Source organism: Coleofasciculus sp. E1-EBD-02 (assembly GCF_040218245.1).
Lineage (GTDB): Bacteria > Cyanobacteriota > Cyanobacteriia > Cyanobacteriales > Coleofasciculaceae > Coleofasciculus.
The window spans coordinates 1-5,752 of sequence record NZ_JAVJQN010000046.1 but is presented as its reverse complement, the minus strand read 5'-3'; the positions used below and the strand labels follow the sequence as shown (position 1 = coordinate 5,752).

Annotated in this window: 2 protein-coding genes; one reads left to right on the top strand and one right to left on the bottom strand. The window is 48.6% G+C overall.

Annotated features, from left to right (window positions below):
* On the bottom strand, nucleotides 1-1,451 hold a 1,451-nt coding region (locus RIC07_RS08615; RefSeq protein WP_446394157.1), incomplete at its 3' end, for a protein kinase domain-containing protein.
* A 143-nt stretch (nucleotides 1,452-1,594) separates the two neighbouring features.
* Here RIC07_RS08615 and RIC07_RS08610 point away from each other — a divergent pair.
* The gene (locus tag RIC07_RS08610; RefSeq protein ID WP_446394156.1) at nucleotides 1,595-5,614 is read left to right on the top strand and encodes a CHAT domain-containing protein; all 4,020 of its coding nucleotides are present in this window, start codon (nucleotides 1,595-1,597) and stop codon (nucleotides 5,612-5,614) included.
* Nucleotides 5,615-5,752: the final 138 nt, after the last annotated feature.

Here is a 5,752-nt window from a genome sequence, read left to right as displayed (position 1 = left end):
CCATAAATATATTTACCGTCATAGTTGGCTAAATCGGTGGTAATCGTCTCGCCAAAATGAAACGGTGTTGTTGTTCCAGCACGACAGGCATATTCCCATTCCGCCTCACTAGGAAGTCGGTAGTTCCAACCTGTGTACTGTGACAATCGCGAACAAAACTCCATACAATCAAACCATGATACCTGCTCTACAGGGCGGTTTTTTCCTTTAAAACCAGAGGGGTCAGGGTCAAGTTCTCGCTCAACTTTGGGAAAATGAGCCACGGCTTGCCATTGCGCCTGAGTGATGGGGTATTTCCCTAGGAAGAAGGGTTTAATCGTCACCCAATGCTGGGGACTTTCATTATCTCTATGTCCTTCCTCAGTCTCTAGCGAACCCATTTGGAATGTACCCCCCGGAATCGCCACCATTTCCAGAGGGACATCGCCAAGGGTTTCAATGTAATGGTACGCCTGATGAGTGCGACGATTCAGCGTTAGTTTTCTTTCTTTCCCCAACACCCCCGGTTTAACCTCTACCGTCACCACTTGAAAGTTAAATGCTGACACGGGTAGGGTTTTTGCTGTTTTTGCCGGCTGAACCGTAGCTGAACTCTCAACGGATGGAGATGTCACCGACAAGATAATTGGTGGTTCAAACGTTAATAACGCTAACCACGCTTCGATTGATTGGGGGCGGTTTTTGGCTTCTAATGCCATTCCCGATAAAATAGCCCGGTTTGTGGCATCACTTAACCCAGAACTAAGCTGTTGCGGCGGTATTAATTCGGCATCATCTAACTTGCGAGAAAAGGAATCCATCGGACGTTGACCTGTCACCGCATAATATAAGGACGCCGCTAAGGTATACACATCAACCGTAATCTTACGACTTCCGCGCACCATCTGTTCATAGGGGGCAAATCCGCGATTCCCGGCTTTATCCGTGGTTGTACTCGTGGTGGGGATTAATCCCTTGGCAATGCCAAAATCAATTAATACCGCTTTTTCCGGATTCCGCACCATAATATTTAGGGGTGTCGCATCCCGATGCACTAATCCCGCTTGATGAACCACACGCAGCGCATCCCCAATCTGGCGAATATATCGCACCGCCTGGGCTTCTGACAACGCGCCTTGGTTCTGCACGTATTTCCATAAACTCTCCCCTGGTACATAATCCATCACCAGACAGTGAATCCCCGCCTCTTCAAACAAATCCGTCACGCGGACAATATGGGGATGGGGGTCATGACATATCTTAGCGACTCGCTGTCCTTCTTGAATAAAGCGGTTCAGATATTTTGGATAATCGGGGTCATTTATCAAACGGGCGTTGGGCGTTTTAATCACAAAATCCTGGTCGAGGAACTGATGATGGACTTTGTAGGTGATTCCGAATCCGCCCTCTCCTAGGACACAATCCACCACAAAGGGGCGCTTTTTTAACGGGTGTCCCGGCGTCCATGCCATAAGTCCTTTGTCCCTCTCCTAATACCCTGAGCGAAGTCGAAGGGTTGCGTCATTCAGATTATAGCTTTTCAGTCTGATGCAGATGTGGCGGTTTCAGGTCAAAAATTGTGCCACAATGCTGACAGACAAGTGCTATACCAACCATGAAATCGACTCGATTCTCTCTGTACTGGCTTTGTAGTTCTGTTTTTTGGCTGAGTGTCTTTTATTCAGCACCCGCCAATACTGAAGGGGTGACACCTGCTAATGATGGGACTGGAACCCAAGTCACGCAAACGGGAAATCAGTTTACGATTACCGGGGGTAGCTATTCCGGAGATGGCGCGAATCTCTTTCATAGTTTTGAGCAATTAAATTTGAATGCTGACCAAATTGCTAATTTTATCAGTTCACCTACGATTGAGAATATCCTGGGGCGAATTGTTAGCGGGGATGCGTCACTGATTAATGGTTTGCTGCAAGTCACCGGGGGAACCTCGAATCTATTTTTAATGAATCCCGCCGGGTTTATTTTTGGTGCGAATGCTCAACTGAATGTTCCGGCTGACTTTACCGCGACAACGGCTACGGGAATTGGGTTTGGCGAAACGCTTTGGTTTAAGGCTTGGGGTGACAATTATTACCAGGATTTGATTGGTACACCCAATCTTTTTACGTTTGATATAGCACAACCTGGGGCAATTGTCAACGCTGGAAACTTAGCTGTAACTGAGGGGAATTTAACCTTACTGGGGAATCCGGTGATTAATACCGGGAACCTGACAGCCTCTAGTGGACAGATTGCGATCGCGTCAATACCGGGACAGAATCGAGTTAGAATTAGTCAACCTGGACATATCCTGAGTTTGGAACTCGAACCCCTCACCGATAGTTCTGGACAGCTTCTCCCTATTACTCCCCTGGATTTAGCCGCATTGCTGACGGGTTCAGGGGAGGGAATGGAGACAGGGTTAGCGGTTCAACCGGATGGAACTGTCACCTTAACGGATTCTAATTCGGCAATTCCCACTCAGGGGACAACGATTGTCTCTGGAACCCTGGATGTATTTGCTGATGCGCCAACAGCGAATCCTCCATCAGTTACAATAATTGGCGATCGCATTGGACTCTTCGGTGCAGACATTAACGCCTCTGGGATAAACGGCGGGGGTCAGGTGCGAATTGGTGGGAATGTTCAGGGTCAAGGAATGATACCCAATGCAACTCACACATTTATTAGTCAGGATTCGCTAATTCGGGCGGATGCAGGAATCACAGGGGATGGCGGTGAGGTGATTGTCTGGGCGGATGATACCACTATATTTTATGGCAATATCAGCGCCCGTGGCGGTATTAATGCTGGAGATGGCGGCTTTGTGGAAGTCTCTGGGAAGAATAACTTGGCATTTTCGGGAGTGGTGAATGTTGGGGCTACTAATGGCGTGAATGGTACAGTTATCCTTGATCCCACCAATATTATGATTGTGGAGACAGGTGCAGACGATAACCGACTCAATCCCAATAGTCCCAGTAGTGGTGATGCAGCCGGGACGATTTTCGCCAGTGATGGGGGTAATGTAGACTTTACCCTATCCAGTGCCATCCTGGAAAATCAAACGGGGAATGTCAGATTAGAGGCGACAAACAATATTACCCTAGCTGATGGCGTATCTTTAAACTTTAGTCCCGGTGGTGGGTCAATTACATTTACTGCTGACTCAGATGGGGATTTGGCGGGGTCTTTTTTGATGGATCAAAGTCAATCGATTACGGCTGAGGGTAGAGATGTGACGATTTCCGGCGCGTCTGTCACCGTGGGAACAATTGATACGTCTAGTGATTTTGATGCAGGTGCGATTAATCTCACCGCCACGGCGGATACGATTAGTACCCAAACTCTCTTCTCCTTAGCCTCTGAAGGTCAGGGCGGAGATATCCGTTTACAGGCACAGGGAGATATTATCACAGGCGGCATTGATTCCGGTTCGACCCATGGGGATGGGGGGGCGGTTTCGCTGACGAGTATCACAGGAAACATTTTTATTGATCCAATGCGGGGAGAATTAACCCTGGAAACCGGGAGTGGTTTACTGGCGGTGGATGGGGCGGTGTTTACCTTTGCGGGGGGAATGGGTCGAGGGGGAGATATTACCATGAATGCTGAGGGAAATATTACCACAGGGTCTCTGGGTTCTGGGTCAGCGATGGGGGATGGCGGAGATATTCGCCTAACCAGCACTATGGGTATTATTGATACGTCTGGGGGTGAGGTGCGATTTTTAGAGGACACTATTGCTAATCCTGGAGTCTTACTATCCGGTTCAGCGGGAACGGGTAAGGGTGGCAATATTACCCTCCGGGCGGGTCAAGATATTATTACAGGTCCGCTGGTGTCCAGTTCTCTCAATGGAGATGCGGGAACTGTTGAGTTGACAGTGACGGAAAATGAGGGTGATATTCAGGTCTCCATCATTAATTCTCAAGCCTTGGATATCGGTACAGGGGGGGATGTTGAGGCGACAGCGACGGGTCTTTTCACGGCTACCGAGGTGACTCAAGACGCCTTGTCGCAGATTCCTGCGGGGGGACTGGAACCGGAGGAAATACCCGATACCTTAGATAAAGAGGCGAGTATCTCTACATCTGGCGGAAGCGGTGGGGGTGCGATTACGATTTCACATCAGGGGGGATTGCGGGATATTCCCTTTACCGTGGGTGATGCTGAGGAAAATGGGACGGCGGGTTCTCTGACCAGTGGTGAGTTTACCATTGAACCCGTTCAATCGTTTTCTAGAAGCTATGGTGAAGGTAATATTCAAATTATTACCCTTGGCGATGTTAATCCCGTAGACCTAACCAACCCGTTGACACGACCCAAACCACTGGTGGTATCTAATCCCAAACTGGAACCCAGTGGACTGGGGGAACTTGACCAATCAATCAGTCAAGAGTATGCCGATTATTTGGGCTTAGACAACACCTCAGACATTACCCTAAACCAAGCCCAAAGCCTATTGCAAGAGATCAACAGCGCCACGGGTGTCAAACCAGCGGTGATCTATGTCATCTTTGCACCCCAAGTGATTACGCCGATTCCTCAGAAGCAAGGGAGGGAAAATACCTCGCTGTCACTGTTGCGATCGCAGATTCCCCAAGATAGCGATCGCTTAGAATTAATTTTGGTGACGGCTGACCAACCGCCGATTCGTAAATCCCTGAATGTCACCCGTCGCCAAGTCCTCTCTGCTGTCCGAGACTTTCACGCCACAGTGACGAATGCTAGACGACCTACAGCCTATCGTATTCCCGCGCAGCAAGTCTATCAATGGCTAGTCAGTCCCCTAGAAAAGGACTTGCAGCAACTCAATATCGAAACCTTAAGCTTTATTCTTGACGCCGGGTTACGCCATGTTCCCCTAGCGGCGTTGCATGACGGCAATGACTTTATTATTAAACGGTATAGTGTGGGCTTAATGCCCAGTATCAGCCTCACGGATACCCGTTACCGAGATATCACCAGCCTGAAAGTTTTGGCAATGGGGGCGAGTGAGTTTACCGAACTCGATCCGCTACCCTTTGTGCCGATAGAGTTGTCTACGATTGACCAACTGTGGTCAGCCCAATCCTTTGTCACGGAAAAGTTTACCCTAGATAACCTGAAATCTCAACGTCAGCAAACTCCCTTTGGCATTATTCACCTGGCTACTCATGCGGAGTTTCTTCCTGGCGATCCCTCGAACTCGTTTATTCAACTGAGTGATACGAAACTAAGATTGGATCAGGTACGGACGTTGGGATGGAATAAACCCCCGGTGGAATTATTAGTCCTATCCGCCTGTCGTACCGCCTTGGGAAATGAACAAGCGGAGTTAGGGTTTGCGGGGTTAGCGGTACAAGTCGGTGTTAAGTCTGCATTAGCCAGTCTTTGGTATGTGGATGATCGGGGAACTACAGGATTGATGGCTGAATTTTATCGACAACTCAAGCAAGTCCCGATTAAAGCTGAAGCCTTGCGGCGCACCCAACTAGCGTTGCAACAGGGTCAGGTGCGGATTGAAAACGGACAATTAATTACGCCTGAACTCGTCATTCCCTTACCTCCAGACTTATTGAACCAAGAGGATATTGATTTTACCCATCCCTACTACTGGTCTGGTTTCACGCTGGTGGGTAATCCTTGGTAATTGTCATTGGTCATTGGTCATTGGTCATTGGTCATTGGTCATTGGTCATTGGTCATTGGTCATTGGTCATTGGTCATTGGTCATTGGTCATTGGTCATTGGTCATTGGTCATTGGTCATTGGTCATTGGTCATTGGTC